Origin of the sequence: Pseudomonas sp. GXZC, from assembly GCF_026967615.1 — a bacterium.
Taxonomy (GTDB): domain Bacteria; phylum Pseudomonadota; class Gammaproteobacteria; order Pseudomonadales; family Pseudomonadaceae; genus Aquipseudomonas; species Aquipseudomonas azotoformans_A.
The window spans coordinates 4499550-4526508 of sequence record NZ_CP114115.1 but is presented as its reverse complement, the minus strand read 5'-3'; the positions used below and the strand labels follow the sequence as shown (position 1 = coordinate 4526508).

The following is a 26959-nucleotide window of genomic DNA, read 5'->3' as shown; positions in this document are numbered from 1 at the left end:
AGCTGGCGGTTAGAATCCGATCTTTCGCCTAGCGCAAAACCAATGTGGGAGCTGGCTTGCCTGCGATGAGGGAGCGTCAGTCACCGAAGATGTTGACTGAACCACCGCAATCGCAGGCAAGCCAGCTCCCACATTTTTACGCTGCCCACTTGAAAAATCAGCGGCGGCTGCTGACCTCCGCCGGCACATCATCTCCCGCCATACGCTTACGGAACAACGCCGTACGCGCCAGCAACAACGTGGTCACCGGCACCGTGATCGACAACAAGATCGGAATCAACCACCCGTGCAACACCGGGCCGGACTTGAGTACCGAAAAGTAGATGATCGACGCCAACGCCACACACCACGCCCCCAACGTCGAAGCCAATGCCGGCGGGTGCATGCGCTGGAAGAAGTCCTTCATCCTTAGCAAGCCGATCGCGCCAATCAACGCAAACACACTGCTCAACACCAGCAGCACGGCCACGATGATTTCCATCCATAACGGCATCATTCAATCACCTCCCCACGCAGCAGGAATTTCGCCAGGGCAAACGAACCCACGAAGCCAAACAGCGCGATCAGCAGCGCCGCTTCAAAGTAGGTGTCACTGGCGTAGCGAATGCCCAACACCAGCATCATCAGCATCGCCAGGATGTACAGGTAGTCCAGCGCCAATACCCGGTCCTGGGCCGATGGGCCTTTGAACAGACGGATCAGCGTCAGCACCATGGCCAGCGAGAACAGGAACAGGCTGAACAGGATCGCATTGGAGAGCAGGGCGCTCATTCGAAGATCTCCATCAGGGGCCGTTCGTAGGTGGTCTTGAAGTGCTCGATGAAGGATGCTTCATCCTCCAGGTCAAACACGTGCAAGAGCAGGATGCTGCGGTCCAGCGCCAGTTCCGACCAGATGGTGCCGGGCACCACCGTGGTAATCATCGACAACGCCGCCAGGCCGTTGGCATCGCGCAGGTCCAGGGGGATTTTGATGAAGCGCGAACGCGGCGGGCGGGAGCCGCACATCAGCACGCCCCAGGCCACTTGCAGGTTGGAGATGATCACATCGCGGCCCACCAGGAAAAACAGGCGAATGATCACCCCAGGGCGACGAATGCGGATCGGCAACGGCCGCAGCGGCGCCATCATCAGCGGCGCCAGAAAACCCAGCAGCGCGCCCAGCAGCAGGTTGCCGGGGCTCACGGACAGGTTGAGCACCAGCCACAACAACCACAACGCCAGCGACAACCACGGAGCAGGGAACAGACGCTTCATGGCTGCACCTCCAGCGCGGCGGCCTTGGCTTCAGGGCTCGGCACCGGGCGCGTGGCCATCACCGCCATCACGTAGTGTTCCGGGTTGTTCAGGCTGACGGCCGTGTCCTGGGTGTAGCGCATCAGCGGCTCGGCCTTGAAGGTCAGCAGGATGCTCAAGCCCAGCAGGAAGAAGATCGGCAGGCACTCGTAGCGACGCAGCAGCGGCGAAGGGCGCTCTTCTGGGGTCCAGAAACGCTGGATGCCGAGGCGGGCGAAGGCGATCAACGAGGCTAGGCCCGATAAGATCAACAGCGCCACCAAGCCCCAGGCCGCCGGACGGATCGGCGCGTCAACGCTGACGCCCAGGCCCAACGGATTGACCAGTGCACTCAACAGGCTGAGCTTGCCGATAAACCCGGACAGCGGCGGCATGCCGATGATCAGCAGGGCGCAGGCGATAAAACTCAAGCCCAGGAACGCCATGGTCCAGGGAATCACCTGGCCGACCACGGCTTGCTGTTCATCATCCAGGTTCACGCCAGGGCGCGGGTGCAGCGATTCCATGGCTTTGGGCAGCGCATCGATCTCTTCATCCAGCGGCAGGTCGTTGGCCGAGCGCGAACGCTCGATCAGTTCGGCCAGCAGGAACAGCGCGCTCAATGCCAGTGTCGAGCTGACCAGATAAAACAGCGCCCCCGCCGTCAGGCTTGGCTGAGCGAAACCAACGGCTGACAGCAAGATCCCCGCCGACACCAGAATACTCAAGCTGGCCATGCGCTCCAGCCGCTGCGCCGCCACCATCGCCAACCCGGCGCAGATGATGGTCGCCATGCCGCCATACACCAGCCAGTCCCCACCAAACAGCGCCGACGCACCGGCCTGGCCGGAGAACAGCAGGGTCCACAGGCGCAGCACGGTGTACACGCCGACCTTGGTCATGATCGCGAACATCGCCGCCACCGGCGCACTCGCCGAAGAATAGGCGGGCGCCAGCCAGAAGTTCAGTGGCCACATGCCGGCCTTGGCCAGGAATGCCGTCGCCAGGATCGCCGCACCGGCGTGCAACAGGCCACGATCCGCCTCCGGCACCAGCGGGATTTTCAACGCCAGGTCAGCGAAGTTCAGCGTGCCAGTCACCCCGTAGATCATCGCCGCGCCAATCAAAAACAGCGACGACGCGAGCAGGTTGATCGCAATGTAATGCAGCCCCGCCGACACCCGCGCCCGGCCCGAGCCGTGCAGCATCAAGCCATAGGACGCCGCCAGCAGCACCTCGAAGAACACGAACAGGTTGAACAGGTCGGCGGTGAGGAAGGCGCCATACAGACCCATCATCTGCACCTGGAACAGCGCGTGGAAACTGGTGCCCGCACGGTCCCAGCGGGCCATGGCGAACAGCAGCGCACTCACGCCGATGATGCCGGTGAGCACCAGCATCAGTGCCGATAACTGATCCACCACCAACACGATGCCAAACGGCACTTGCCAGTTTCCCGGCAGGTACACGCCAATCGAGCCGGGGCCGCCTTTTTGCGTCCAGTACAGCAGCAAAACGGCGATGCCCAGGCCGATCATGCTGGAGAACAGGTTGATGCGCGCCTTGAGCGGACGGTGCTTCTCGCCGAGCATCAGCATCAACGCGGCGGTGAGCAACGGCAGCAGGATCGGCGCGACGATCATTTGATTCATCCACGTCATTCCTTGGGCTCCCGGCCGTCCACATGGTCCGTGCCGGTCAAGCCACGGGAGGCGAGCAGCACCACCAGGAACAAGGCGGTCATGGCGAAGCTGATCACGATAGCCGTCAGCACCAGCGCCTGGGGCAGGGGATCGGTGTAGTTGAGCAAGTCTTGCGGCACGCCGTCCTTGATGATCGGCTCCTTGCCGATAAACAGGCTGCCCATGCTGAAAATGAACAGGTTGACCCCATACGACAACAGGCACAGGCCCATCACCACCTGGAAGGTCCGTGGCCGCAGGATCAGCCAGACGCCGGAGGCCGCCAGGACCCCAATGGCAATTGCGATGACTTCTTCCATCAGGCGGCTCCTTCCGTTGCGGCAACCACTTTGGCCTGGTTGCTCGGTTTATGGGCCCGCACGGACTGGTGGCCGAGGGCGGTGAGCATCAGCAGCGTCGAGCCGACGACCATGGCGTACACGCCGACGTCGAAGAACAAGGCGCTGGCGATATGGATGTCGCCGAGCAGCGGCAGGCTGAAATGCCAGGTGTGGGTGGTGAGGAATGGATACCCGGCAAACAGTGCACCGAGGCCGGTCAGCGTCGCCGAGAACAGCCCGAAGCCCATCCAGCGCATCGGCCGCAGGCTCATCTGCGCCTCGACCCACTGCGTGCCGGCGACCATGTATTGCAGGATAAACGCCACCGACATCACCAGGCCGGCGACAAACCCGCCGCCCGGTTGGTTGTGGCCGCGCATGAACAGGTAGAACGACACCACCAGCGCAATCGGCAGCAGCAGGCGCACCAGCACCGCCGGCACCATCATGAAGCCCAGGGCGGTGTCGCTGGCCTGGCGCGGGTTGACCAGGTCGGTGGCCACGTCCGGCGCCAGCTGACGCTGTTGCGCGGGCAGTTGCATGCTTTCTTTCGATGGGCGGAAGCGTCGCAGCAGGGCGTACACGGTCAGCGCCACGGCGCCGAGCACGGTGATTTCACCCAGGGTATCGAAGCCCCGGAAGTCCACCAGCATCACGTTCACCACATTGCTGCCGCCGCCTTCGGGCAGGGCACGGCTTAAGTAGAACGAGGAAATGTCGTTGGGCGTCTGGCGCGTCAACATCGCGTAGGACAGCAGCGCCATGCCGCCGCCTACCACGGTCGACAGCAAGAAGTCGCGCAGGCGGCGAATGCGTGCCTTGCGCAGCGAACTCGGCAGTGGCGACACTTCTTCGATCCGCCGTGGCAGCCAGCGCAGGCCGAGCAGGATCAGCACCGTGGTCACTACCTCGACGACCAACTGGGTCAGCGCCAGGTCCGGCGCCGAGAACCACACAAAGGTCACGCAGGTCATCAGGCCGCACACGCTGACCATGGTCAGGGCCGCCAGCCGGTGGTACTTGGCTTGCCAGGCGGCACCGAGGGCACAGGCAATCGCCAGCAGCCACAGGGTCACGAACACGATGGAGCCCGGGATCTTCGGCCGGTCGCCCCAACTGAGGCCACTGTTGAGCATCGGGATCATGCCACCGATCACCGCCACCAACACCAGCAGGAACAACTGGGTCTGCAGGCGCTTGGTGCTGATGCGTTTCTCGATCTTGCGCACCCCGCGCATCATCACCACCAGGCTGCGCTCGAAGCCGCGCTTACCGTTGAAGTAACTGATGATGGGCGGGTATTTGAAGCGGCCACGCTTGAGTTGCTTGCGCAGCAATAGATACAGAACGACGCCAGCGGACATGGCCACCAGGCTCATGATCATCGGCGCATTCCAGCCGTGCCAAATGGCCAGGCTGTACTCCGGCAGCACGCCGCCGACGACAGGCAAGGCGGCAGCGGCGAGGATCGAACCGACCACCTGGGCCGGGAAAATCCCCACCAGCAGGCAGGTGAACACCAGCAGCTCCACCGGCGCACGCATCCAGCGGGGGGGCTCGTGTGGCGTGTGTGGCAGGTTGGTGGCGGTGGGGCCAAAGAACACATCAATGGTAAAGCGCAGCGCGTAGACCACGCTGAACGTACCCGCGACCGTCGCGATCACCGGCAGGGCAAATTCCACCCAGGCGGTGGAGGAGATGAACACGGTTTCGGCAAAGAACATCTCTTTGGACAGGAAACCGTTGAGCAACGGCACCCCGGCCATGGACGCACTGGCAACCATCGCCAGGGTCGCGGTAAAGGGAATCAAGCGGACCAGGCCACTGAGCTTGCGAATGTCGCGGGTGCCGCTTTCGTGGTCGATGATGCCTGCGGCCATGAACAACGAGGCCTTGAACGTGGCGTGGTTGAGGATGTGGAACACCGCAGCGACGGCGGCCAGTGGGCTGTTGAGGCCCAGCAATAAGGTGATCAAGCCGAGGTGGCTGATGGTGGAATAGGCCAGCAGGCCCTTGAGGTCGTTTTGAAAGATCGCGCAGTAAGCGCCGAGAAGCAGGGTAATCGCGCCGGCACCGCCGACGATATAGAACCATTCTTCGCTGCCGGACAGCGACGGCCACAGGCGGGCCAACAGGAACACGCCGGCCTTCACCATCGTTGCCGAATGCAGGTACGCCGACACCGGCGTGGGCGCCGCCATTGCGTGAGGCAGCCAGAAGTGGAAGGGGAACTGCGCGCTTTTGCTCAAGGCACCGATCAGCACCAGAGCCAGCATGACCGGGTACAGCGAGTGCGCGCGAATCTGATCGCCCGCTGCCAGCACCTGGTCCAAGTCGTAGCTGCCGACGATATGCCCCAGCAACATCACGCCCGCCAGCAGGCACAAGCCGCCCGCGCCGGTGACCATCAACGCCATGTACGCGCCGCGTCGTGCATCGGCGCGGTGGTGCCAATAGCCGATCAGCAGGAACGAGAACAGGCTGGTCAGTTCCCAGAAGAACACGATCTGGACCAGGTTGCCGGAAATCACCAGCCCGAGCATGGCGCCCATGAACGCCAGGAAAAACGCAAAGAAGCGCGGCACCGGGTCGTCCGGCGACATGTAATAGCGCGCATACAACGACACCAGCGTGCCGATGCCCAGCACCAGCATCGAGAACAGCCAGGCAAACCCATCCATGCGCAGCACGAAGTTCAGCCCGAGGCTGGGCAACCACATGAATTCTTCGCGGATCACGCCACCATGGGCGATCTGGGGGTAGAGCAGGGCGACTTGAATGGTGCCGACCAGGGCCACAAGGCCGGCCAACAGGGATTCGGTGTTACGTGCATTGTGCGGCAGCAAGGCCGCCAGACAGCTGCCAGCGAACGGCAGAAGCAGTAGAACTATCAGGGACATAGGCTTCTAATCTGCGGGAGTTTGGGATGCATCATACGTGCCGCTTTCTCGATCACCAAACGGCAAGATGTGGCAGGATCCTACAAGGTAGGCCGAAAACTCCCATTTGGCATTGTTTCAATGCCCCGCTTTGCCCTGATGTTCCTGTTCCAGCTCATTGTCCACTGCAAGCGCCTTTTGTGCCTTGGTCTTCATTTCACTGACAATCACCGCCGCCACAATCAACGCTGCGCCCAGCATCGCAATCGGCGGGAAGCGCTCCCCGGCGATCCGTCCGACCACGCCTGCCCACACCGGCTCACCGGCATAAATCAACGTGGCTCGGGTGGGCGAAACGCTTTGCTGGGCCCAGTTCATGGCGACCTGGATCACCGCGCTGGTCAAACCCAGGCCCACCGCACTGAACAGCAGCAGCCACGAGAACCCCGGCAAGGCCTCGCCCATCGGCACCACCATCAGGAACGACAGCAATGACGCCGTGGCCAGTTGCACCACGGTCACCCGGCGCACATCCACCTGGCCGGCAAAGGCGCTGATCAGGATGATTTCAGCGGCAATCGCGACCGCGCCGATCAACGTGGCGATCTCACCGGGGCTGAAATTCAGCGAAGCGCCCGCCGGCCCGGTCAGCAGCATCAAGCCGGTAAACGCCAGCATGATGCCAATGCTCGGCATCAAGCCTGGACGGCGTCCCAACACCAGCCATTGCAGCAACGGCACGAACGGTACATACAACGCCGTGATAAACGCCGATTGGCTGCTCAGGATCGTCTGCAAACCAATGGTTTGCAGCCCGTAGCCAAACATGATTGCCACGCCGATAAATACCCCGGCCTTCAACTCGAACAGCGTCAGGTCACGCAACGTGCGCAAGGAAAAGAAGCCGACCACAATCGCCGCCGCCGCAAACCGTAGCCCGACGAAAAACATCGGCCCGCTGACGGTCATCGCGTGTTGCACTAGCAAAAAGGTGCCGCCCCAGATCATGGTGATCACCACCAGGATGCATTCGGCTTTGCTGAAACGGTTGAAACGAGGGGAGGCGTTCGCGGTGGTCATGGCGGCTCGGTCTTGCAAGGGAAAGGCACGGACCGCACAATGCGCCGCACGCTGGGCAGTATACTGCGCACACCCACCCATTGAGCAATATAGTGCACAAAGAAAATCCACACCGGGCCTCGGTCCTGCAGCACGTCAGCCAGAACGTTCGTCGCCTGCGCCATGCCGCCGACCTGAGCCAGACCGCGCTTTCGGAAAAATCCGGGGTCAGCCGGCGCATGCTGGTGGCCATCGAGGCGGGGGAGAAGAATGTCAGCCTGTCCACCCTCGACCGCGTGGCCGAAGCGTTGGACGTGGCGTTCAGTGACTTGATCCAGGCGCCGGATGCCCCTGACCACAGCCGTATCAACGAGTTGGCCTGGGCCGGTGAAATCCCCGGCAGCAAGGCGGTGTTGCTGGCCAAGGCTACGGCACGGCGTGAAGTCGAGTTGTGGGAGATGCAACTGGAACCGGGCGATCGCTACAGCCCAGATCCCGATCCGGAAGGCTGGAGCGTGCAACTGTTCGTGTTCGAAGGCTGCCTTACCCTGCTGGTGGGCGAGGAAGAAAAACACGTCGCCGCCGGTGAGTTTTATATGTTCGCCAGCCGCCACGTGCATGGCTATCGCAATGACGGCGATGTGTCTGTGCGGTTTGTGCGCAACGTGGTGATCTAACTGTTCGCCCGGCAACAGTGGATGGACACTTTGCTGCTTTGAAACGCGCTCTGTTGCGCTGAATGACCAGCAAATCGCTGATTTTATTGGCGATTACATTCAGGCACGACTCCTGCAATCACTCCAGTATCCCCTCGGAGCCTGGAGTCGGCCCATGTCAGCCCACCCTCAACACCCTGCCCATATCATCCGCTCGGACGCGGAAGCCATCGAGGTCGCCACGCGCCTGGCTGCACGGTTCGCGGTCGACGCCAGCGCGCGCGACCGTGAGCGTCGCCTGCCGGTGGCCGAACTCGACGAATTCTCGGCCAGCGGCTTGTGGGGCATCACCATTCCCAAGGCTTATGGCGGCGCCGAGGTGTCGTATGTGACAGTGGCCGAGGTGATCAAACTGATCTCCGCCGCCGACCCCTCCCTGGGGCAGATTCCGCAGAACCACCTCGGTGTCGTCGACATTCTGCTGCAGACGGCCACCGAGGAACAAAAACACTACTACTTCGGCAAAGTCCTGCAAGGCTATCGTTTCGGCAATGCGTTCTCCGAAGCCAAGAGCAAGAACGCCGGCACCTTCGACACGCAGATCCGTTTCCACGGCGACACCGCGCAAATCAACGGCGAGAAGTTCTACTGCACTGGCGCGTTGTTCGCCCACATCGTGCCCACCGTCGGTAATAACGAAAAAAACCAGGCATTCATCGCCTTCATCGAGCGTGATGCCCAGGGCTTGAGCGTGATCGACAGTTGGGATGGTTTCGGCCAGCGCACCACCGCCAGCGGCGGCGTGACCCTTGACGGCGTAACCGTGCCTCTCAGCGCGGTGATCCCCGCCCACCAGGCCTTCGATCAACCCACCGCCAACGGCCCGATTTCACAGATCATCCAGGCAGCCGTCGACACCGGCATCGCCCTGGGCGCCCTTGAACAGGCCAAGATCTACGCACGCCAGGCGCGGCCGTGGATCGACAGCCAACAGGATCACGGCTGGCAGGACCCGTTCACCATCGCCGCCATCGGCGACCTGGAGTGGCGCGTGCACGGCACCGAAGCCATCCTCGCCAAGGCCGGTCTGGCGGTGGATCGTGCCCTCGCCGAACCGAGTGAAGACAGCGTGGCCCACGCCTCGTTGGTGGTTGCCCAAGCCAAAGTGCTGTCAGCCGAAACCGCCTTGCTCGCCAGCAGCAAACTCTTCGAACTGGCTGGCACCCGCTCGGTCACCGGCAAACACAACCTTGACCGCTTCTGGCGCAACGCGCGCACCCACACCCTGCACGACCCGGCGCGCTGGAAGTACCACCTGATCGGCAATTTCGTGCTCAACGGCGTGAAGCCCGCGCGCCACGCCTGGAACTGAGGATTGACGATGACCGCACTGAGCCTTGCACGCCAACTATTGGACAGCACCCGCCGCCATGTCCAGAAAAGCGATGACCCCTATGTGATCAGCCGCTTCGGCGATCTGCAGATCCGCGTCGACGTGGCCGCCGCCCTGCTGGAACGCGCTGAAACCCACCCAAGCCCGGTGGCCGCCACCGAAGCGCAGATCGCCGCCGCCGAAGCCTTGATTGCCGCGAGCAACGCTGAATTCGAACTGACCGGCCAACGCACCGCACTGCCGTCAAGCCTCGATGACCCGCTGCGCTGGAAATACCAGGTTGTCGGCAACTACCACCTCAACGGAGTGCTTTGATGTCCCGTGAAATCCGCTTGAATGCCTTCGACATGAACTGTGTCGGTCACCAATCGCCCGGCCTGTGGGCGCACCCGCGTGACCGTTCGTGGCAGTACAAGGACTTGGAGTATTGGACCGACCTCGCCAAGATCCTTGAACGCGGTAAGTTCGACGGCCTGTTCATCGCCGACGTGCTGGGCATCTACGACGTTTACAACGGCAACGGCGATGCGGCGATTCGCCAGGCGGCGCAGGTGCCAGTTAACGATCCGCTGTCGTTGATCGCGCCGATGGCGTTGGTTACCGAACACCTTGGTTTCGGTCTGACCGCATCGTTGTCATTCGAACATCCGTATCCGTTCGCCCGGCGCCTCTCGACCCTGGACCACCTGACCAAGGGCCGCATTGGCTGGAATATCGTCACCTCCTACTTGGAAAGCGGCGCCAAGAACCTGGGCCAAAAAGCCCAGACCGAACACGATGCGCGCTACGACTACGCCGAGGAATATCTGGAGGTTTGCTACAAACTCTGGGAAGGCAGCTGGGAGGAGGGCGCCGTGTTGCGTGACCGCGAGCGCCGGATTTTCAGTGACCCGAGCAAGATCCACGAGATCCGCCATGTCGGCAAACACTTCCAGGTGCCCGGTATTCACCTGTGTGAACCCTCGCCGCAACGTACGCCGGTGCTGTACCAGGCCGGCGCGTCCAGCCGAGGCAAACAGTTCGCCGCCGAGCAGGCCGAGTGTGTGTTCGTCGCCGCACCGTCCAAGGTGCTGCTGAAAAAAACGGTTGCTGACATCCGCCGGCGTGCCGCCGAGGCAGGGCGCGACCCGAAGAAAATCCTGATCTTCAACCTGCAGACCGTGATCGTCGGTGAGACCGATGCCAAGGCCAAGGCTAAGTTCGACGAGTACAAATCCTACGTCAGCTATGAAGGCGCGATGGCGTTGATCTCTGGCTGGACCGGCATCGACTTCAGCCAGTTCAAACCCGACGAACCCCTCAAGCATGTGCACACCAACGCCATCCAATCGGCGGTGGAAGCCTTCTCCACGGCCGACCCGAACAAGGTCTGGACGCCCAACGAGCTGGCTGATTGGGTCGGCATCGGCGGCTTTGGCCCGCTGTTTGTAGGCGGCCCGGAAACCGTGGCGGACCTGTTGCAAGAGTGGGTCGAGGAAACCGACGTAGACGGCTTCAACCTGGCCTATGCGCTGACCCACGAAACCTTCATCGACGCTGTGGACCTGCTGGTGCCGGAGTTGCAGAAGCGTGGGGTGTACAAGACCGAATATGCCCAGGGCACGCTGCGCGAGAAGTTGTTTGGTGACGGTGCACGGCTGGGCGCCAATCACCCCGGCGCCGGTTACCGCGACCTCAAGGCCAGCGCAATCTAACTGATCACCCCGCCAGCGGACCACCGCACGCACACAACCTGAATAGGAGAACCTCCCTATGAGCGTGCACGAACTCAAACGTCCGCTGGCCCCGGAATGGCCCGCCGAACTGCTCGGCAACCTGCCCAAGGCATTGGAACAACTGCACCACTGGGCACAGATCACACCGCTGCACACCGCCTTGCGCCACAAACGCCAGGGCCAGTGGCATGCGTGGCGCTGGATCGACGCTTTGCGGGATGTGGAACGTCTGGCCGATGGCTTGCGCCAGCAGGGCTTTGACGCGCAATCGCGCTTGGCCCTCAGCGGGGCGTTCGAGCCGAACCTGTTGCTGTTGGCGCTGGCGGCTCATTCCATCGGCGGGCAGGTCCTGACCCTGGCCGATGATTTGGAACCCGAAGCGCTGCAACAACATTTATGGCGCATCCATCCCACCCACTCTTACACCCAGGACCGCCAGCAAGTGCGGCATTGGCAATCGGCCAACCTGCTGGACTTTGCCCAATTGCTGGGTCCGGTTGACCCGGCACAGCACCTCGCCCGCTGGTGGCAACCCAGCGGCGAAACCGCATTGTGGAGCGAAGAGGGCACTCACTGGCAAGGCGGCCTGGCGGTAGTGCTGGAGCAATGGCTGAACAGCGGCCATGGCCTGGCCTTCCCGGAAAGCCCGGCCTCCGCCCGGCGTGATCGCAGTGAAGTGGCGCCCACCGGCCTGCTGTTGTCACCTGCACGTTTGCAGCACCTGGCCGACGAGATTGAAAGCCGCCTGGCACCCCATGGCACCTGGCGCCGGAGCCTGTGCGACTGGGCCATCGCCCACCCACAAAGTGGCCTGCGCCGCCTGTTGAAAAACCGTGTGCGCAAGCTGCTCGGCTTCCAGCGCCTGGCTTATATCTGGCAACCCCTCAAATCCACCCCTTCGCCGTCGTGGTTGGCGGAATTCAAACGGGACATCGCATGAGCCAAGCCATTCTCCAGGTGCGGGATATTTCGCTGTCGTTCAAGGGCGTCAAGGCGATCAATGCCTTGTCCTTCGAGGTGGCGCGCGGCGAGATCTGCGCGCTGATCGGTCCTAACGGTGCCGGCAAAAGCTCGTTGCTCAACGTACTCAATGGCGTGTATCGCTTCGATGCCGGCGAGATCGTGTTCGAAGACCAGCACTTCCACCGCATTGACCCGTTGGGCGCCGCGCGCCGGGGCATGGGTCGCACCTTCCAGAACAACGCGCTGTTCAAGAAGATGAGCGTGCTCGACAACATCCTCACCGGCCTGTCGCGGCATCTGCGCAGCAGCTTTATCGAACAGGCCCTGGGCTTACCCCGCGCACGCCGGGAAGCCGAAGCGTTCCGCCTGCGTGCCCAGGGCATTCTCGAATTTCTTGAGTTGCAAGCTCAACGTGATGTGCTGGTGGGCAACCTCTCTTACGGCCTGCAAAAGCGCGTCGAGCTGGGTAGGGCATTGATCGCTGGCCCCAGCCTGTTACTGCTCGACGAACCCATGGCGGGCATGAATGCCGAGGAAAAACAGGAAATGGCGCGCTTCGTCGCCGACGTGAACCGCGACCTCGGTACCACCGTGGTGTTGATCGAGCACGACATGGGCGTGGTCATGGGGCTTTCCGACCACGTGGTGGTGCTCGATTACGGGCGCAAGGTCGGCGACGGCACGCCCGCTGACGTGCAGGCCAATCCCGAGGTGATCGCGGCCTACCTGGGAGTGGTGCACTGATGACGTTTTTCTTTGAAACCCTGCTCGGCGGTCTGCTCGCCGGCACTATGTATTCGCTGGTCGCCATCGGTTTCGTGCTGATCTACAAAGCCAGCGGCGTGTTCAATTTTGCCCAGGGCTCGATGCTGCTGTTTGCCGCGCTGACCTTTGTCAGCCTGCATGATCAAGGCGTGCCGTTTGCCTTGGCGCTGCTCTTGACTGTCATCGTGATGATCATCGGCGCCTTACTCATCGAGCGCCTGGTGTTGCGGCCGCTGGTAAACCGTTCACAGATCACCTTGTTCATGGCCACCTTGGGCCTGTCGTTCATTATCGAAGGCCTGGCCCAGGGTCTGATGGGCTCGCAAGTGCGCGCCCTCGATCTGGGCATCGACGACGTGCCGCTGTTCATCGGCCCGCTGATGCTCAGCCAATTCGACCTGATCGCTGCGGCCGCTGCGGTGGTGCTGGTGACCGTGCTGGCGTTGCTGTTCAACAAGACCCGCATCGGCGTGTCGCTGCGCGCGGTGGCGGATGACACCACGGCGGCGCTGTCCATCGGCATCAACCTCAACCGTATCTGGCAGATCGTCTGGGCGGTGGCCGGGATCGTCGGGCTGGTGGCCGGGCTGCTGTGGGGCGCGCGCCAAGGGGTGCAGTTTTCGTTGTCGCTGGTGGTGCTCAAGGCCTTGCCGGTGTTGATTATTGGCGGCTTCACCTCGATTGGCGGGGCGATTGTCGGCGGGCTGATTGTCGGCGCGGCGGAGAATCTGGCCGAGGTGTATATCGGCCCCTTGATCGGCGGCGGCATCACGCCGTGGTTCGCCTACGTACTGGCCTTGGCCTTCCTGTATATCCGTCCCGCCGGCCTGTTCGGCGAGCGCGCCATCGAGCGAGTCTGAAACCATGTCGATTCCCGTTGCTCAAGACACCGCGCCATTGCTGCTGATCCAGCGGCGCATTCCCTGGGGGCTGATTGGCCTGTTGGCGCTGGCCTTTGTCGTGGTGCCGCTGTGGGGCAATGACTATTGGCTCAATGCGATCCTGATTCCTTTTTTAGTGCTGTCATTGGCTGGGGTGGGCTTGAACCTGCTCACCGGCTACACCGGGCAAACCTCGGTGGGGGCCGCCGGTTTCATGGCCGTCGGCGCGTTTGCGACCTACGGGTTTTTGCTGCGCCTGCCGGAGCTGGGCTTGCCGGTGGCGCTGCTGGGCGGCGGGATTATCAGCGCGTTGGTTGGCCTGTTGTTCGGCCTGCCCAGCTCGCGGATCAAGGGCTTCTACCTGATGGTCACCACCTTGGCCGCGCAGTTTTTCCTGGAGTGGCTGTTCGTCAAATTCCCCTGGTTCTACAACTACGGCTCGTCCGGGACCATCTCCGCACCGAAGCTTGCGCTGTTCGGCCACGACCTCAACACGCCGCTGGGCCGTTACCTGCTGACGTTGGTCACGGTGCTGCTGCTGACCTGGACTGCGATCAACCTGGTGCGCAGCCAGGTCGGGCGCAACTGGATGGCGATCCGCGACATGGACACCGCCGCCGCCGTGGTCGGCATTCCGGTGGTGCGCTACAAGCGCCTGGCGTTTGCGGTGAGTTCGTTCTACCTCGGCATCGCCGGCGCGCTGTGGGCCTTTGCCTACCTGGGCACGGCCAGCGCCAGCAGCTTCGATATCAATCGTTCATTCCAGATCCTGTTCATCATCATTATCGGTGGCATGGGCAGCATCGCCGGCAACTTTGTCGGCGCGGCTTTCATCAGTTTGTTGCCGATTTTCCTCAGCCACGCCGGGCAGGCGCTGTTTGGCGGTTCGGTGGATGCGGGGCAGTTGCAGAACCTGCAGAAAATCATCTTTGGCGTGTTGATCATCGTGTTCCTGATCAAGGAACCCGAGGGCTTGATTCGCCTGTTGCACAACCTGCGTGATCGTGTGCGGCAGTGGCCGCTGCGTTTCTAATATTCCCTCAAGAGAATTCCCATGCGTGCATCCTTGAAACGTTCCCTGGTCGGCGCTGCGTTTGCGCTGGCCGCCCTGGCTGGTGCTGTTCCCCAGGCGATGGCCTCGCCGGACCAGCAATTCATTCCCCTGGCCACCTACCGTGTCGGCGCCTATGCCTCCAGCGGCGTGCAGGTGTGGGCCGGGATGATCGACTACCTGCGCTACATCAACGAAGTCGAAGGCGGCATTAACGGCGTCAAGCTGGTGTGGCAGGAATGTGAGACCGAATGGACGGCGGAGAAGGGCATCGAGTGCTACGAGCGCTTCAAGAATGGCCTGGATGGCGCGCCGGTCGCGGTGTACCAGCCCAACGGCGCACCGGCGGCCTATGCCCTGAGCGAACGCGCCGAGGTGGACAAGATCCCGCTGATTACCCTCGGCTACGGCCGCACCGAAGCCACCGACGGCACCGTGTTCCCCTATAACTTCCCGGTGATGCTGACCTTCTACAGCGAGGCGTCGACCTTGGTGAACTACATCGCCCAGCGCGAAGGTGGTTTCGATAAGCTCAAGGGCAAGAAGATCGCCACGGTCTATCACGACTCGGCCTATGGTCGCGAAACCCTCGGTCCGCTGAAGTTGCTGGCGGAAAAATACGGCTTTGAAAATATCCAGATTCCGGTCGCCGATCCCGGCAACGAACAATCCGCACAATGGCGCCAGGTGCGCCAGGCCAACCCGGACTGGGTGTTCCTGCGCACCTGGGGCGTATCGACCCCGGTCGCGGTGAAGACCGCCGCGCGCTTCGGCTTCCCGGTGGACCACATCATCGGCGACATCTGGGCCAGTTCCAGCGAAGACGTGTTACCCGCAGGTGCCGCCGCCAAGGGCTACCTGGCGCTCACGCCGTACCCGGCAGGTGCCGACTTCGAGATCCACAAGCGCCTCAAGCAATCCATCCTCGACAAGGGCCACAGCGACCTCAAGGACCTGAAGAACTTCGGCAGCGTCTACTACAACTCCGGCCTGGTGAACGCCGCCGTGGCGGTGGAAGCGATCCGCACCGGCCAGGCCAAGTTCGGCAAGCGTCCGCTGAATGGCGAAGAGGGCCGCTGGGGCCTGGAACACCTGAACATTGACGACGCTCGCTTGAAGGACATGGGCTACCTGGGCCTGATGCAGAACCTCAAGCTGTCGTGCCGTGACCACGAAGGCGGCGGCTCGGCGCGGGTGCAGCAGTGGGACGGCGCCAACTGGACGCTGATCAGCGAGTGGATCGCCGCCGACCGCGCGCTGCTGCGTCCTTTGATCGATGAAAAATCCGCCGCCTTCGCCAAGGAAAAAGGCCTGACACCGCGCACCTGCACCGGGGATGAATAAAGTATGAGCCAGCCCGCCGCTGAATCCGCCAGCCCGTCACTGTTGACGGTCAACGATATCGAAGTGATCTACGACGGCGCGATCCTCGCGGTGGCCGGGGTGTCGCTGAGCGTGCCCAAGGGCGCCATCGTCGCCTTGCTCGGTGCCAATGGCGCCGGCAAGAGCACCACCCTCAAGGCGATCTCGGGGTTGGTGCGTGCCGAGCGGGCCGAGGTCAGCCGGGGCGTGATCGAATACGCGGGCCTGGACCTGGCCGGTGTTGATCCCAGCCAGCGCGTGCGCCAGGGTATGGTCCATGTGCTGGAAGGTCGCCATGTGTTCGGCCAACTCACGGTGGAAGACAACCTGCGCAGCGGCGGCTTCGTGCGGCGTTTGAGCCGCAAGGACATGGAACAGGACCTGGAGCGCCTGTACGCCTGGTTCCCAAGGCTCAAGACCAAGCGCCACACCCGCGCCGGGCTCACCTCGGGCGGTGAGCAACAGATGGTCGCCATCGGCCGGGCGTTGATGACCCGTCCTACTTTGGTACTGCTCGACGAGCCGTCCATGGGTTTGGCGCCTATGATCGTGCAGGAGATTTTCGAGATCATCGCGCAGCTCAACCGTGAGCAGCAGGTGAGCTTCCTGATCGCCGAGCAGAACATCACTGTCGCACTGACCTATGCGTCCCACGGCTACGTATTGGATACTGGCCGCGTGGCCTTGAGTGGCAGCGCCGCTGAGCTGTTGGCGCGGGGCGACTTGCATGATATTTACCTGGGCAAACAGTAAGGGCGACTCTGCATGACTGAATCCATCCGCAACGCTGATGTACTGATCATCGGCGGCGGCCTGAGCGGCACGATGCTGGCCGTGCAACTGCTGCGCCTGCCGGGTCGGCGCCGGATCCTGGTGATCGAGCCGCGTGCCGAGCTCGGCCGGGGCGAGGCCTACAGCGCTGTCGAACTGGGCCACACCCTGAACGGCAATGCGGCGCGCATGAGTGTCGACCCGGACAATGCCGACGATCTGACTCAATGGCTCACCGAGTACATTGGCGCCGGCGGCTGGCCGGAGTCGAGCCAGCAGCACGTGCCGATCAGCGAATTGTTCCCGCCGCGCGGGATTTTCGGTTTGTATGCCCAGCAACGCTTGGCCGAGGCGAAGGCGCGGTCTGCCTCCAGCGTCGAGCATGTGCGTGCCGAAGGGGTCGACCTGCAGGTGGACCAAGGTTCAGCGCTGCTCACCCTGGATGACGGCCAGCAATTGCGCGGCGGTGTTGCGGTGCTGGCCACCGGCATGTTCCCGGCGGCGCGCACACCGCAGACTGAGTCCAGCGGGTTGAACGCGGCGGCGGTGGATCCCTGGGATGTGCAAGCCATGACCGCGATTGACCCGCAAGCGCCGGTGCTGATCATCGGTTCCGGGCTGACCATGGTTGATGCGGTGGTGTCCCTGGAACAGGCCGGGCATCGCGGGCCCATCGAGATTTTCTCGCGCCATGGCCTGTTGCCCCATGTGCGCCGGCAGCCGCCGAGCTGGGTGGATTTCCTTGGCGAAGATCACCGTCTGCGCAGCCCTCGGCAATTGCTGCGCGAGGTGCGTCGCCAATGCGCTCTGGCGCAAGCACAGGGCATCGATTGGCAGGCGCCGCTGGACACGGTGCGTGCGCATATCGGCCGGCTGTGGAGCCAGGCCAGTGAGCGCGAAAAACGCCAGTTCGTACGCCATGTGCGGCCGTGGTGGGAAAGCCATCACCACCGTTCTCCGCCGTTGAGTGCGCAGTTGGTGGCACGCTTGCAGGATGAGGGACGGTTGCGGATTCGGGCGGCGTCGTTCAAAGGCCTGGAACCTTCGGTCGAGGGCGTGACCATTGGTGTGCGCTACCGGGGCGAGCAGGCGGTGCAGCGGGTTAGCGGCGCGGCGCTGATCAACTCCAGCGGTATCGAATACGACTGGCGCCGCGTGGCCCGGCCGTTGCCCCGGCAATTGCTCAAGCGTGGGCTGATCCAGCCTGGGCCGTTGGCATTGGGGATTGCGGCGGATGTTTCGGGGGCGGTGGTGGATGCCCTGGGGCAGGTCAGTACGCGGTTGTTCGCCATGGGGCCGCCGTTGCGGGGGATGTGGTGGGAAAGCACGGCGGTGACCGATGTGGCGATTCAAGCTAAAGCCTTGGCAGCCAAGCTGACACAACTCTGAATGTGGGAGCTGGCTTGCCTGCGATGGCGGTGTGTCAGTTTCCACTGTACCAACTGACCCAGCGCCATCGCAGGCAAGCCAGCTCCCACAGTTTGGACCGTGTTCAGCTTCCGACTTTTACAAAACCCGGTTTCAGCCCAAACACCTCAACCCCCTGCGCCGTCGATTGCCCGGTCGTCACCTTCACCCGTTCCACCGGCTTATCCATCGTCTCACGGTATTCGACCGTCATATCCGGCCCAATCGCCTGGCTTGGAATCACTATTGCCTGCGCGTTGTTGTAGGTCACGATGGTCAACCGCGCACTCATGCCCAATCGCACCCGTTGCAACTGCTGCGGCGTGAGCTTGGGGATCGACAAGGTCACTGGAAACTGCGCACTGCCCTGGCTGTCATTGGCAATCGCCAAGCCGCTCACCACGCTCACTGAGCCGCTCAGCCGCTCGCCGTCAAACCCATCGCCCAGCACTTCCACGGCCTGGCCTTGATGCAACTGGTTGATGTCCAGCTCCGAGACCTTGGCGACGATTTTTAGCCGTTCGATGTTCGCCAGGCCAAACAGCACCTGGCCCTGGCTGACCTTGCTGCCGGCCTGCACTGTTGCCGTGTTGTTGCTGCCGCCCGGAGTTGAATTATTACCGGGCGCAGGCACCACGATGCCGGAGAACGGCGCCTTGACTTCCTGGCCGTTGAGCAGCTTGTGCAAGGCGTCGTATTTCACCGTGGCATTGGTCAGCTCCATATCGGCGATCTGGCGGTATTCGCCCTTGCCCTGGTCGAGGGCTTGCTGCAATTCACTGCGTGCAGAGGCGAGGTCCAGCTGTTGCTGCTGGGTCTGCTGCTTGAGGTCGTCCAGTTCGTTGCGCGGGATGATGCCGCGCTGAAACAGGTTTTCGCTCTCGGTGAGTTTGCGCTGGGTATTGCCGGCGGTCATTTCGGCGGTGCGCAAGCTGCGGCGCGCACGGCTGACGGTGGGGCCGTTGTCCCAGTCCTGCATTTCCTGCACGGTACGCCGGGCCTTGAGTTGGGCGGAGAGGGCGTCGCGCAGTTGCACTTCCAGGGTGGCCGGGTCCATGCGCAGCAGCACCTGGCCGGCCTCGACCCGCTGGCCTTGCTCCACCAGGTTGGCTTGCACGTTGCCGTCGAACGGTGCGGTGAGGGTGATGGTGGTGTCGGGCTCGATCTTGCCCACCAGGCCGATCTGGTGCACCAGCGCGTCGGGCTGGACGGCTTGCCACTGCTCGGGAGTGCTGGCCGGATCGGAGGCTGGGCTGCGCAAGGCCAGGCCCGCGCCGCCCAGCAACAGGATAAGTACAGCACCCAGCAGGCGTTTCTGATTAGTAGTCATTGAGGGCGATTTCCCAACTTTCCAGCGTCATGCCCAGGGTCAAGTCGAGCTGGGTCTGGGCGTTCAAATAAGCGATCAGTGCATTGAGCCTTGCGTTTTCGGCGTTGCGCAGGTCGGTTTCGAAACTCAGCACCTGGAAGTTGGTGGAGCGTCCGGCGCTGAGTTTTTCCCGTTCGATGTCGATCTTGCGCCGCGACAGCTCGACGGCGCGCTGGGAGATTTCATATTGTCGCCAGCGGGTGCCGAGGTCGCGCACCACATTGTTGACGCTGCGCTCCAGCTCCTGGCGCGCATCGGTGATACGGATCTCCTGATCCTCCACATTCACCCGCGCACGTACTTCAGCCTGGCGTGTGCTGATATCGCCGATGGGGATTTGCACCTGCACCCCAGCGTAGCTATCCCAGGTTCGGTTGTTGGAACGACCGGCGTCGTTGTCGGTGTTGGCCCGTATCTGGTTGGCACCGGCCACCAGGTCCACCTGCCAGCGCCCGGAGTCCTTGGCGATCACCAGGTTGAGGTCGGCCTGTTGGCTGCCGAGTAACGCGGCAAGGTATTCCGGCTGCTGGGTTTGCGCGAGGTTGAAGGCCTGGCGCTTGTCGACCTGCACGGGCTGGGCCTCCAGGGCCTCGGTGGCGCGAATCGGCGTGGACAGGTCCAGCGCCAGCAGGCGCAGCAGGGCCAGGCGACTGGTGTCCAGTTGGTTCTGCGCTTCTTCCACGCCCAGTTGCTGGGTGGCGATATCGGCTTCGGTCTGCACGATTTCGAACTCCGCCATGCGCCCGGCATTGATCAGCGCCTTGTTCACTTCCAGCAAGGTGCCGGAGCGCTTGAGGGCGTCCTGCACGATGCTCAGTTGCTCCTGGGCGCGCAGCAGTTCGCGGTAGGTGGCGATGATCTGGCTGATGGTCTGCGCCACGGTGGCCTTGAGGTTCAGGCGGTTGGCCTGTTCCGACAGGCGCGACAGACGCAGCGGCGCGGTGGTGGCGTCCCAGCCGGCGCCGCGCATCAGCGGCTGGATGATCGCCAGGTCCAGGCCGTCGCTGCGGTAACGGCCGGCGCGGTCGGCGGTGTTCAGTTGTTGAGTCCAGGCCATGCTCAGGCGCGTGCCGTATTCGCTGAGCAGGCTGGTGGCCGGCGCGAGGTTGGCATTGCGTGTGTTGTCGGCGGAGCCACGGTTGGTGCGGTAGTAACTGTTGAGGGTGAGCTTGGGGTTGAACACATCTTCGGCCACGCGCAGGTCGAACTTCTGCGCCACCCGTTGCAGGTAGGCGCTGCGGATCGCCGGGTTGTTGCGCAGGCCCAGGTACACCGCATCGCCCAGGGTCAGGGTGGTGACCTGGGCATTCAACGAGACGCTGCGGTCATAGCCGCTGTGGGTGGTACTGGGTGCCGACGGCTTGATCACCACGTCGGCGGCCATGCCGGGCAGGCTGGCGAATGCGAGCAGCCAGAGCCATTTATTCATCGCGCAGGGCCTCCACCGGCTGCAAGCGTGAGGCCGAGACCGCCGGGTAGATACCGAAGAACAATCCCACCAGCAAGGTACTGCCCACTCCCAGCGGCAAGGCGGCGACCGCCAAGGCAAACTCCCAGCCCGACAGCCAGGCATACAGCCAGGCGGCAGTCATGCCCAGTACCGCGCCGCAAAGCGCGCCGACGGCGGTGAGGGTCACGGCTTCGAGCAGGAACAGGTTGCGGATATCCCGCTGCCGCGCACCGAGGGCCATACGGATGCCGATCTCGCGGCGGCGCTCCGAGACATTCATCAGCATCACGTTCATCACCCCCACGCCACCGCCCACGAGGGAGATCGCGCCCAAAGCCAGCAACAGGTAGGCGAAGGTGCGGCTTTGCCGGGTCATGCCGTCGATCATTTGCTGGGGCACCTGGATGTCCACATCGTGGTCGGGAAGTCGGGGTCTCAACGCGGCGGCCGCGTCCTGGGCGATACGTTCCATGTCCTGGCCGGGCGCGGCGCGGATGATCACGTTGCCAATCTGCGGGGTTGCATAGATGCGGCGCATGCCTTCGGCGGGAATGAACAGCGAATCGTTGGCTTGCACCGGCATCAGCATCGCTCGTGGCTGGTTGCGCAGGATGCCGACGATCAGGAACAGGTAATCGTTGATGCGCACGCGATCGCCCAATTGCAGGGGATCGCCCGGCGCACTCAATGACTGGGCCACTTGGTCACCGATCACGCCGTAGGTTTCATTGGCATCAAAGCCCGAGAGGAAGCGCCCCTGCTGCACCGCCAGGCGCATCGCGTCCTTGATGTCCGGCGTGCTGCCGACGAAGTTGGCGTTGACGGTACGACCATGAAACACCACGGGCCCGCTGAACAACGTGAGGGCGCCGATATGGTCGATGCCTGGCACTGTCTGGCGTACGGCGTCGAGGTCAAGGCGCGCGGGCATCGGCACCGTGCTGGCGCCCTTGGGGGGGAACTGCGCGATCAGGGTGTCGGTGCCCATGTCCTTGAAAATCATCGCGGCATCTACCGCTGCGTTATTGCCGATATTGATCAATGCCACCACCGACGAGCTGCCGATCACGATACCCAGCAGGGCCAGGATCGAGCGCTTGCCCAAGGTGCGCAGGCTGACGAAGGCTTCATGCAGCAGTTGGCTGAGGCTTTGTTCGATCCGCAGGCTGCTCCTTACCCGCTCCTTCATGGGCGCCCGGCCTCTTGCACCACGCCATTGCGCACCAAGATCTTGCGGTCCAGGCGCTCGGCGATGTGGGGGTCGTGGGTGACGATGATCAGGGTGACCTGTTGCTCGCGGTTCAGCGCCAGCAGCAGGTCCATGATGTCCTGGGCGGTGGTGCTGTCGAGGTTGCCGGTGGGCTCGTCGGCCAGGATCACCGAGGGCTTGCCCACTAGCGCCCGGGCAATGGCCACGCGTTGGCGCTGGCCACCGGACAGGTCGGCGGGGCGATGGTGAGCGCGGTCGGCCAGGCCGACCTGTTCGAGCATGCGCAGGGCTTGTTCAACCGATTCATGGCGCGACACGCCGCGATAACTCAGGGGCAGGGCGACATTGTCCAGGGCGCTGAGGCGTGGCAACAGGTTGAAGCTCTGGAACACAAAACCGATCTGCTGGTTGCGGATCGCCGCCAGTTCATCGGGCGTGGCGTTGAAGATATCGTGGCCGGCAAAGTGGTACTGGCCGCAGTTGGGCAGGTCCAGCAGGCCGAGGATATTGAGCAGGGTACTTTTGCCGGAGCCGGAGGCCCCGAGGATGCCGCAGCTGTCACCACGGGCGATGGACAGGCAGACATCCTTGAGAATGGACAGGTGCTGCCCGGCCAGCTGATAGCGTTTGCCGATGCCTTGCAGGGAGATCAAGCCTGGGTGCGCGGGAGTATCTGTCATGAATACGCCTTCAGTCTCGACGCCGTCGTCATCGTCCCCGGTAAAGCCTTGTAACAAGTTAGGGGTCGCCTCAGGGTGCGCCATGGACCGGTTTTTGTTTCTTGTTTTTAAAATATTGTTTGAATACTAACCGCCTTCCAGCCGCTTCGCCAGCCGTCGATGTAGAGCGGTTTCAGCTTGGGAAAAGGCTTACTTAAAGGGGGCGGGAGGTTGGGGAAAACCCGCTTGCCTGCCGCCGACGGCCCCGTCGGCCAAGGCTTTCGATCATATGGCGGTGTGTCACTACTTGCTTTCGAACGAGGGCCCCGGTATAAAAAATCAAATTATTTTTTTAAACAATATTTCCTACGTGGAACTTCTATGGTCGCGAAGAAAGTCAGCGCTCCAAACATCACCAAGACTCGATTGCTGGATGCGACAGAGGCTCTCTTCATCAAGTATGGCTATGACGCCGTTCTGCTTCGGCAGATTACCGAGCGTGCCCAGGTGAACCTGGCGGCGGTGAACTACCACTTCGGGGACAAGGATTCCCTGATGCAAACCCTGCTCAAGCAGCGCCTGGAGCCGCTCAACGAACAGCGCCTGGAATTGCTCGCGCGCTGCGAGGCGCAGGCCGACGGCCCGCTGGACTGCGACACCCTGCTCGGCGTGCTGTTCGCCCCGGCCATGGGCCTGGAGCGCAGCGATCCGGCCAGCGCCAGCGGGGAAGGGCGTTCGTTCATCCGTTTCCTGGGGAGGGTGTACAGCGACACGTCGCCGTTTATCCAGGAATACCTCAAGGTGCATTACCAGCCAGTGTTCCAGCGGTTCTTCGAAGCCTTTGCCCTGGCCCTGCCGGACCTGCCGCGCAATGAACTGGGGGTGCGCCTGCAATTTGCGCTCAAGGCGATTTCCGGGGTAATGGCCGGTACCGAGTTGCGCCTGCTGATGAACTCCATGAGCCTGGGCCGTCCGGCGACGGATGCCGAGGTGATGGCCAAGTTGATCACGTTGGTGTCGGCAGCGATTCGCGTGCCACAGCAAAGCCCGGAGGCGGAACATGCCTTGGCCAAGGTGCTGGATACCCAGCGTGCCATTCGTGAGCAGGCCACGGCGCCTGCCAGTAAAGCAGCGCGTTGACTCAAGTCCCAGGCAAAAAAAAGCCCGCTGGGGCGGCGGGCTTGATATGCAACATTTGTAACGGATGAGGCTTCACACTACGTTCCGGGATGTGAATAAAACGTGAAAACTTTGTAAGGCAAAGTGTGAAATGTTTGAAAACTGTAAACGCGTGGGAATCTCCTTTTTGCCCAGCGGATTCAGATTTTCCAGCGCCCCGCACTCTTGGCCAACCGCTGGCGCATCGCATCCACGTTCTGCGCCAGTTGCAGCGTCAGCAGCCGATAACCATCCAGCGCGCTGTACACCGGCGCATCCAGTGCCGGCTCGACACCCGTATGGCTCTGCCGCTCCAAGCGCTCCGTCACCCCCGACTTCAACGCCCGCGCCATCCCCACCAGTTGCACGCGGATCTGCCGATGCTCGGCCTTCAACATTACCTGCATGCGCGCCATCGCTTGTTCATCGCGGGGGTCGGGCCGGGTGTTGCCGAGAATTTCCAGGGTGCTGATGCACATGCGCAGATGCCGCTGGATCGCGTCCAGTTCGGTCATGGAGATGCGCACTTCCTTGGACACCGACGGCATCAGCGAGCGCAACTGCAACATCGCCGCATTCAGGCGGTTGAGCAGCTTGAGGTGTTCGTCACTGGTGACGGACTCGCCGTTGATGATCCGGCTATAGATCTCGGCACAATCGCGCAACGCGCTGGCCAGGTTGTAGCGCCAGGAGTACACGGCGTACAGCGGCAGGGCAAAGGAAAAGGCCAGGGCCAGGGCGATACCGATGAGGATGTCGACCGTGCGCCACAACCCATCCGACAGCGGGTTGTCACCGTGGCCGGCGACGATAAACACGGTGATCGCCGACAACAGCGCGGTGTACCCACCCTTGCCGATGGCGTGATAGGAAAAGAACCCGCACACCACCGACATCAAAAGATAGGTCAGCAATGGCTGGCCGACGTAGGCTTCCTGAACCACCAGCAGCAAGCCGACACTGGCGCCGATCAAGGTGCCGTAGGCGCGCTCCACGGCTTTCTTGCCGATATTGCCGTGGTGCTGCAACCCGCCGATCACCACCAGCATGGTCACCGACGCCCACTCACCGTGGGGCAGGTTGATGCCGGTGGTCAGCAGGATCGTCGCCAGCAAGCCGATGGACACGCGCACGGCGTGGATCAGCTTGGCATGGCGATAGCGGCGGTACGGGTCGAGCAGGGGGCGCAACAGGCGCCGGGCAAACACAGGCAGATGCAGGTTAATCAACGACGAATCGTCCTCTAGAAAATGTAATCGGTGGTCAGGAAACTCGAATCGCGGTTACGCAGGATGTCGCTGACCAGTGCCTTGTTGCTCTCCTGGAACTTGGTCGCCACCAAGGTGCGGATCGAGAACACGCGCAAGGCGTCATGCACCGACAGCGTGCCCTCGGCCGAGTTCTTGCGCCCGTTGAACGGGAACGTGTCTGGGCCACGTTGGCACTGGGCGTTGATGTTGATGCGGCCGACCTGGTTGGCAAAAGTGTCCACCAGGCGCCCGACTTGCACGGCGTTGGTGCCGAAAATGCTCAACTGCTGGCCGAAATCCGAGTCCAGCACGTAGTCGATCACGGTCTCCAGGTCGCGGTAGGGCACGATGGGCACCACCGGGCCGAACTGCTCTTCGTGGTACACGCGCATCTGCGGGCTCACCGGGTACAGCACCGCCGGGTAGAAGAACGATCCGCGGCTCTCGGCACCGTGCGCATTCACCACCTTGGCACCGTGTTGCGCGGCGTCAGCCACCAGGCCGTTGAGGTAATCCACCTTGCCCACTTCGGGCAATGGCGTCAGCGCCACGCCGTCTTCCCACGGCATGCCGGGTTTGAGCGTGGCCAGCTTCTGGTTGAATTTCTCGATGAAACGGTCGACGACGTCTTCATGCACAAAGAGGATTTTCAACGCGGTGCAGCGCTGGCCATTGAACGACAGGGAACCGGTGACGGCTTCGCTGACGGCATTGTCCAGGTCCACTTCTGGCAAAACGATGCCTGGGTTTTTCGCGTCCAGGCCCAGCGCGGCGCGCAGGCGATGCGGCTTGGGGTGCAGTTTCTTCAAATCACTGGCGGCCTTGTTGGTACCGATAAACGCAAAGATATCGATCTTGCCGCTGGCCATCAGCGCGCTGACGGTTTCGCGACCGCTGCCGTAGATCACGTTGATCACCCCGGCCGGGAAGCTGTCACGGAAGGCTTCCAGCAAAGGGCGGATCAGCAGCACGCCCAGCTTGGCCGGCTTGAACACCACGGTGTTACCCATGATCAACGCCGGAATCAGCGTGGTGAAGGTCTCGTTCAGCGGATAGTTATAGGGCCCCATGCACAGGGCCACGCCCAGCGGCACGCGGCGGATCTGGCCGAGGGTGTCCTGTTCCAACTCGAAGCGGCTGGAGCGACGGTCGAGTTCCTTGAGGGCATTGATGGTGTCGGTGATGTAGTCGCAGGTGCGGTCGAACTCTTTCTGCGAGTCCTTGAGGTTCTTGCCGATCTCCCACATCAACAGCTTGACCACGGCATCGCGCTGTTCACGCATGCGGCGCAGGAAGGCTTCGACGTGCTGGATACGTTCGGCCACGCGCATCGTCGGCCATTCACCCTGGCCTCGGTCATAGGCGCGAACGGCGGCATCCAGGGCGGTGAGGGCGGTGTCGGCGTCCAGCAGCGGCGTGCTGCCGATGTGTACGCGTTCGTCGCCAAACTGCACCGGGCTCTGCACCTTGGCCAAGGGGCCGTTCCACACCTGCAACTGGCCATCGACCAGGTAATCACGCTGTTCAATGGGCGCCCCCAACTGGAATGGCTCGGGAATCTCGGCGGCGGAGGCGGGAAACAGCTGGGCGAGCAGGTTGCTGGTGGTCATGTCGCTACCCCTGGAATAGTTGCAAAACATGACTAGAGAGTCACCCAACAACAG

At 62.6% G+C, this 26959-nt stretch carries 25 protein-coding genes; 12 read left to right on the top strand and 13 right to left on the bottom strand.

The window, feature by feature from the left end; all coding sequences use genetic code 11:
* Window positions 1-157: 157 nt before the first annotated feature.
* The 7 genes from OZ428_RS21200 to OZ428_RS21170 all read right to left on the bottom strand — a co-directional run bounded on the left by OZ428_RS21200 (window position 158) and on the right by OZ428_RS21170 (window position 7256).
* The gene (locus tag OZ428_RS21200; RefSeq protein ID WP_269131181.1) at window positions 158-496 is read right to left on the bottom strand and encodes a Na+/H+ antiporter subunit G; all 339 of its coding nucleotides are present in this window, start codon (window positions 494-496) and stop codon (window positions 158-160) included.
* The gene (locus OZ428_RS21195) at window positions 493-771 is read right to left on the bottom strand and encodes a K+/H+ antiporter subunit F (RefSeq protein ID WP_005789171.1); all 279 of its coding nucleotides are present in this window, start codon (window positions 769-771) and stop codon (window positions 493-495) included. The genes OZ428_RS21200 and OZ428_RS21195 overlap by 4 nt, the downstream gene beginning before the upstream one ends.
* Entirely contained in the window at window positions 768-1256 is a 489-nt protein-coding gene (locus OZ428_RS21190) for a Na+/H+ antiporter subunit E (protein ID WP_269131180.1), read from the bottom strand. Before OZ428_RS21190 ends, OZ428_RS21195 begins: the two co-directional genes overlap by 4 nt.
* Complete coding sequence (locus OZ428_RS21185; protein WP_177095432.1) at window positions 1253-2935, bottom strand: monovalent cation/H+ antiporter subunit D; 1683 nt, start codon at window positions 2933-2935, stop codon at window positions 1253-1255. Before OZ428_RS21185 ends, OZ428_RS21190 begins: the two co-directional genes overlap by 4 nt.
* The gene (locus OZ428_RS21180; RefSeq protein ID WP_003192163.1) at window positions 2932-3276 is read right to left on the bottom strand and encodes a Na+/H+ antiporter subunit C; all 345 of its coding nucleotides are present in this window, start codon (window positions 3274-3276) and stop codon (window positions 2932-2934) included. The genes OZ428_RS21185 and OZ428_RS21180 overlap by 4 nt, the downstream gene beginning before the upstream one ends.
* Window positions 3276-6197, bottom strand: a complete 2922-nt coding sequence (locus OZ428_RS21175) for a monovalent cation/H+ antiporter subunit A (RefSeq protein WP_038846033.1) — start codon at window positions 6195-6197, stop codon at window positions 3276-3278. Before OZ428_RS21175 ends, OZ428_RS21180 begins: the two co-directional genes overlap by 1 nt.
* A 117-nt stretch (window positions 6198-6314) precedes the next feature.
* Window positions 6315-7256, bottom strand: coding sequence for a DMT family transporter (locus tag OZ428_RS21170; protein ID WP_269131179.1), 942 nt, complete (start codon window positions 7254-7256; stop codon window positions 6315-6317).
* Between the two features lie 92 nt (window positions 7257-7348).
* Between OZ428_RS21170 and OZ428_RS21165 the strand changes: the two genes are divergently transcribed.
* The 11 genes from OZ428_RS21165 to OZ428_RS21115 all read left to right on the top strand — a co-directional run bounded on the left by OZ428_RS21165 (window position 7349) and on the right by OZ428_RS21115 (window position 18181).
* A complete protein-coding gene (locus tag OZ428_RS21165; RefSeq protein WP_269131178.1) occupies window positions 7349-7912 on the top strand; it encodes a helix-turn-helix domain-containing protein in 564 nt (187 codons plus the stop codon).
* Window positions 7913-8066: 154 nt separating this feature from the next.
* The gene (locus tag OZ428_RS21160; RefSeq protein WP_269131177.1) at window positions 8067-9263 is read left to right on the top strand and encodes an SfnB family sulfur acquisition oxidoreductase; all 1197 of its coding nucleotides are present in this window, start codon (window positions 8067-8069) and stop codon (window positions 9261-9263) included.
* 9 nt (window positions 9264-9272) lie between these two features.
* Window positions 9273-9599 carry a hypothetical protein gene (locus OZ428_RS21155; RefSeq protein WP_061448944.1) on the top strand — a complete coding sequence of 109 codons (327 nt, stop codon included), beginning with the start codon at window positions 9273-9275 and terminating at the stop codon, window positions 9597-9599.
* Entirely contained in the window at window positions 9599-10978 is a 1380-nt protein-coding gene (locus OZ428_RS21150) for an LLM class flavin-dependent oxidoreductase (protein ID WP_269131176.1), read from the top strand. The genes OZ428_RS21155 and OZ428_RS21150 overlap by 1 nt, the downstream gene beginning before the upstream one ends.
* A gap of 58 nt (window positions 10979-11036) precedes the next feature.
* Complete coding sequence (locus tag OZ428_RS21145; protein WP_269131175.1) at window positions 11037-11939, top strand: AMP-binding protein; 903 nt, start codon at window positions 11037-11039, stop codon at window positions 11937-11939.
* Window positions 11936-12706, top strand: a complete 771-nt coding sequence (locus OZ428_RS21140) for an ABC transporter ATP-binding protein (RefSeq protein ID WP_269131174.1) — start codon at window positions 11936-11938, stop codon at window positions 12704-12706. Before OZ428_RS21145 ends, OZ428_RS21140 begins: the two co-directional genes overlap by 4 nt.
* A complete protein-coding gene (locus OZ428_RS21135; protein WP_061448941.1) occupies window positions 12706-13587 on the top strand; it encodes a branched-chain amino acid ABC transporter permease in 882 nt (293 codons plus the stop codon). The genes OZ428_RS21140 and OZ428_RS21135 overlap by 1 nt, the downstream gene beginning before the upstream one ends.
* Before the next feature lie 4 nt (window positions 13588-13591).
* Window positions 13592-14641: a branched-chain amino acid ABC transporter permease gene (locus OZ428_RS21130; RefSeq protein ID WP_269131173.1), complete on the top strand. Its 1050-nt coding sequence runs from the start codon at window positions 13592-13594 to the stop codon at window positions 14639-14641.
* A gap of 21 nt (window positions 14642-14662) precedes the next feature.
* On the top strand, window positions 14663-16003 hold the full coding sequence (locus OZ428_RS21125) for an ABC transporter substrate-binding protein (RefSeq protein ID WP_269131172.1): 1341 nt from the start codon (window positions 14663-14665) through the stop codon (window positions 16001-16003).
* Window positions 16004-16006: 3 nt separating this feature from the next.
* A complete protein-coding gene (locus OZ428_RS21120) occupies window positions 16007-16774 on the top strand; it encodes an ABC transporter ATP-binding protein (RefSeq protein WP_269131171.1) in 768 nt (255 codons plus the stop codon).
* 12 nt (window positions 16775-16786) lie between these two features.
* A complete protein-coding gene (locus OZ428_RS21115; RefSeq protein ID WP_269131170.1) occupies window positions 16787-18181 on the top strand; it encodes an FAD/NAD(P)-binding protein in 1395 nt (464 codons plus the stop codon).
* Between the two features lie 103 nt (window positions 18182-18284).
* On the opposite strand, the gene OZ428_RS21110 is transcribed toward OZ428_RS21115, so the two are convergent.
* Genes OZ428_RS21110 through OZ428_RS21095 form a run of 4 tightly spaced genes read right to left on the bottom strand, consistent with a single transcriptional unit; the run spans window position 18285 to window position 22908 of the window.
* Window positions 18285-19529, bottom strand: a complete 1245-nt coding sequence (locus OZ428_RS21110) for an efflux RND transporter periplasmic adaptor subunit (protein WP_269131169.1) — start codon at window positions 19527-19529, stop codon at window positions 18285-18287.
* Window positions 19519-20997, bottom strand: a complete 1479-nt coding sequence (locus tag OZ428_RS21105; protein ID WP_269131168.1) for a TolC family protein — start codon at window positions 20995-20997, stop codon at window positions 19519-19521. The genes OZ428_RS21110 and OZ428_RS21105 overlap by 11 nt, the downstream gene beginning before the upstream one ends.
* Window positions 20990-22207, bottom strand: coding sequence for an ABC transporter permease (locus OZ428_RS21100; RefSeq protein WP_269131167.1), 1218 nt, complete (start codon window positions 22205-22207; stop codon window positions 20990-20992). The genes OZ428_RS21105 and OZ428_RS21100 overlap by 8 nt, the downstream gene beginning before the upstream one ends.
* Window positions 22204-22908 (bottom strand): ABC transporter ATP-binding protein, encoded by a 705-nt coding sequence (locus tag OZ428_RS21095; protein ID WP_269131166.1) that lies wholly within the window; start codon window positions 22906-22908, stop codon window positions 22204-22206. The genes OZ428_RS21100 and OZ428_RS21095 overlap by 4 nt, the downstream gene beginning before the upstream one ends.
* Window positions 22909-23268: 360 nt before the next feature.
* Here OZ428_RS21095 and OZ428_RS21090 point away from each other — a divergent pair, with 360 nt between their 5' ends.
* Window positions 23269-24027 carry a TetR/AcrR family transcriptional regulator gene (locus OZ428_RS21090; protein ID WP_269131165.1) on the top strand — a complete coding sequence of 253 codons (759 nt, stop codon included), beginning with the start codon at window positions 23269-23271 and terminating at the stop codon, window positions 24025-24027.
* 179 nt (window positions 24028-24206) lie between these two features.
* Here the strand turns inward: OZ428_RS21090 and OZ428_RS21085 are convergent, their stop codons facing one another.
* Entirely contained in the window at window positions 24207-25265 is a 1059-nt protein-coding gene (locus tag OZ428_RS21085) for an FUSC family protein (RefSeq protein WP_269134211.1), read from the bottom strand.
* Window positions 25266-25288: 23 nt separating this feature from the next.
* Window positions 25289-26905 (bottom strand): NADP-dependent glyceraldehyde-3-phosphate dehydrogenase, encoded by a 1617-nt coding sequence (locus OZ428_RS21080; RefSeq protein ID WP_038846073.1) that lies wholly within the window; start codon window positions 26903-26905, stop codon window positions 25289-25291.
* Window positions 26906-26959 lie beyond the last annotated feature (54 nt).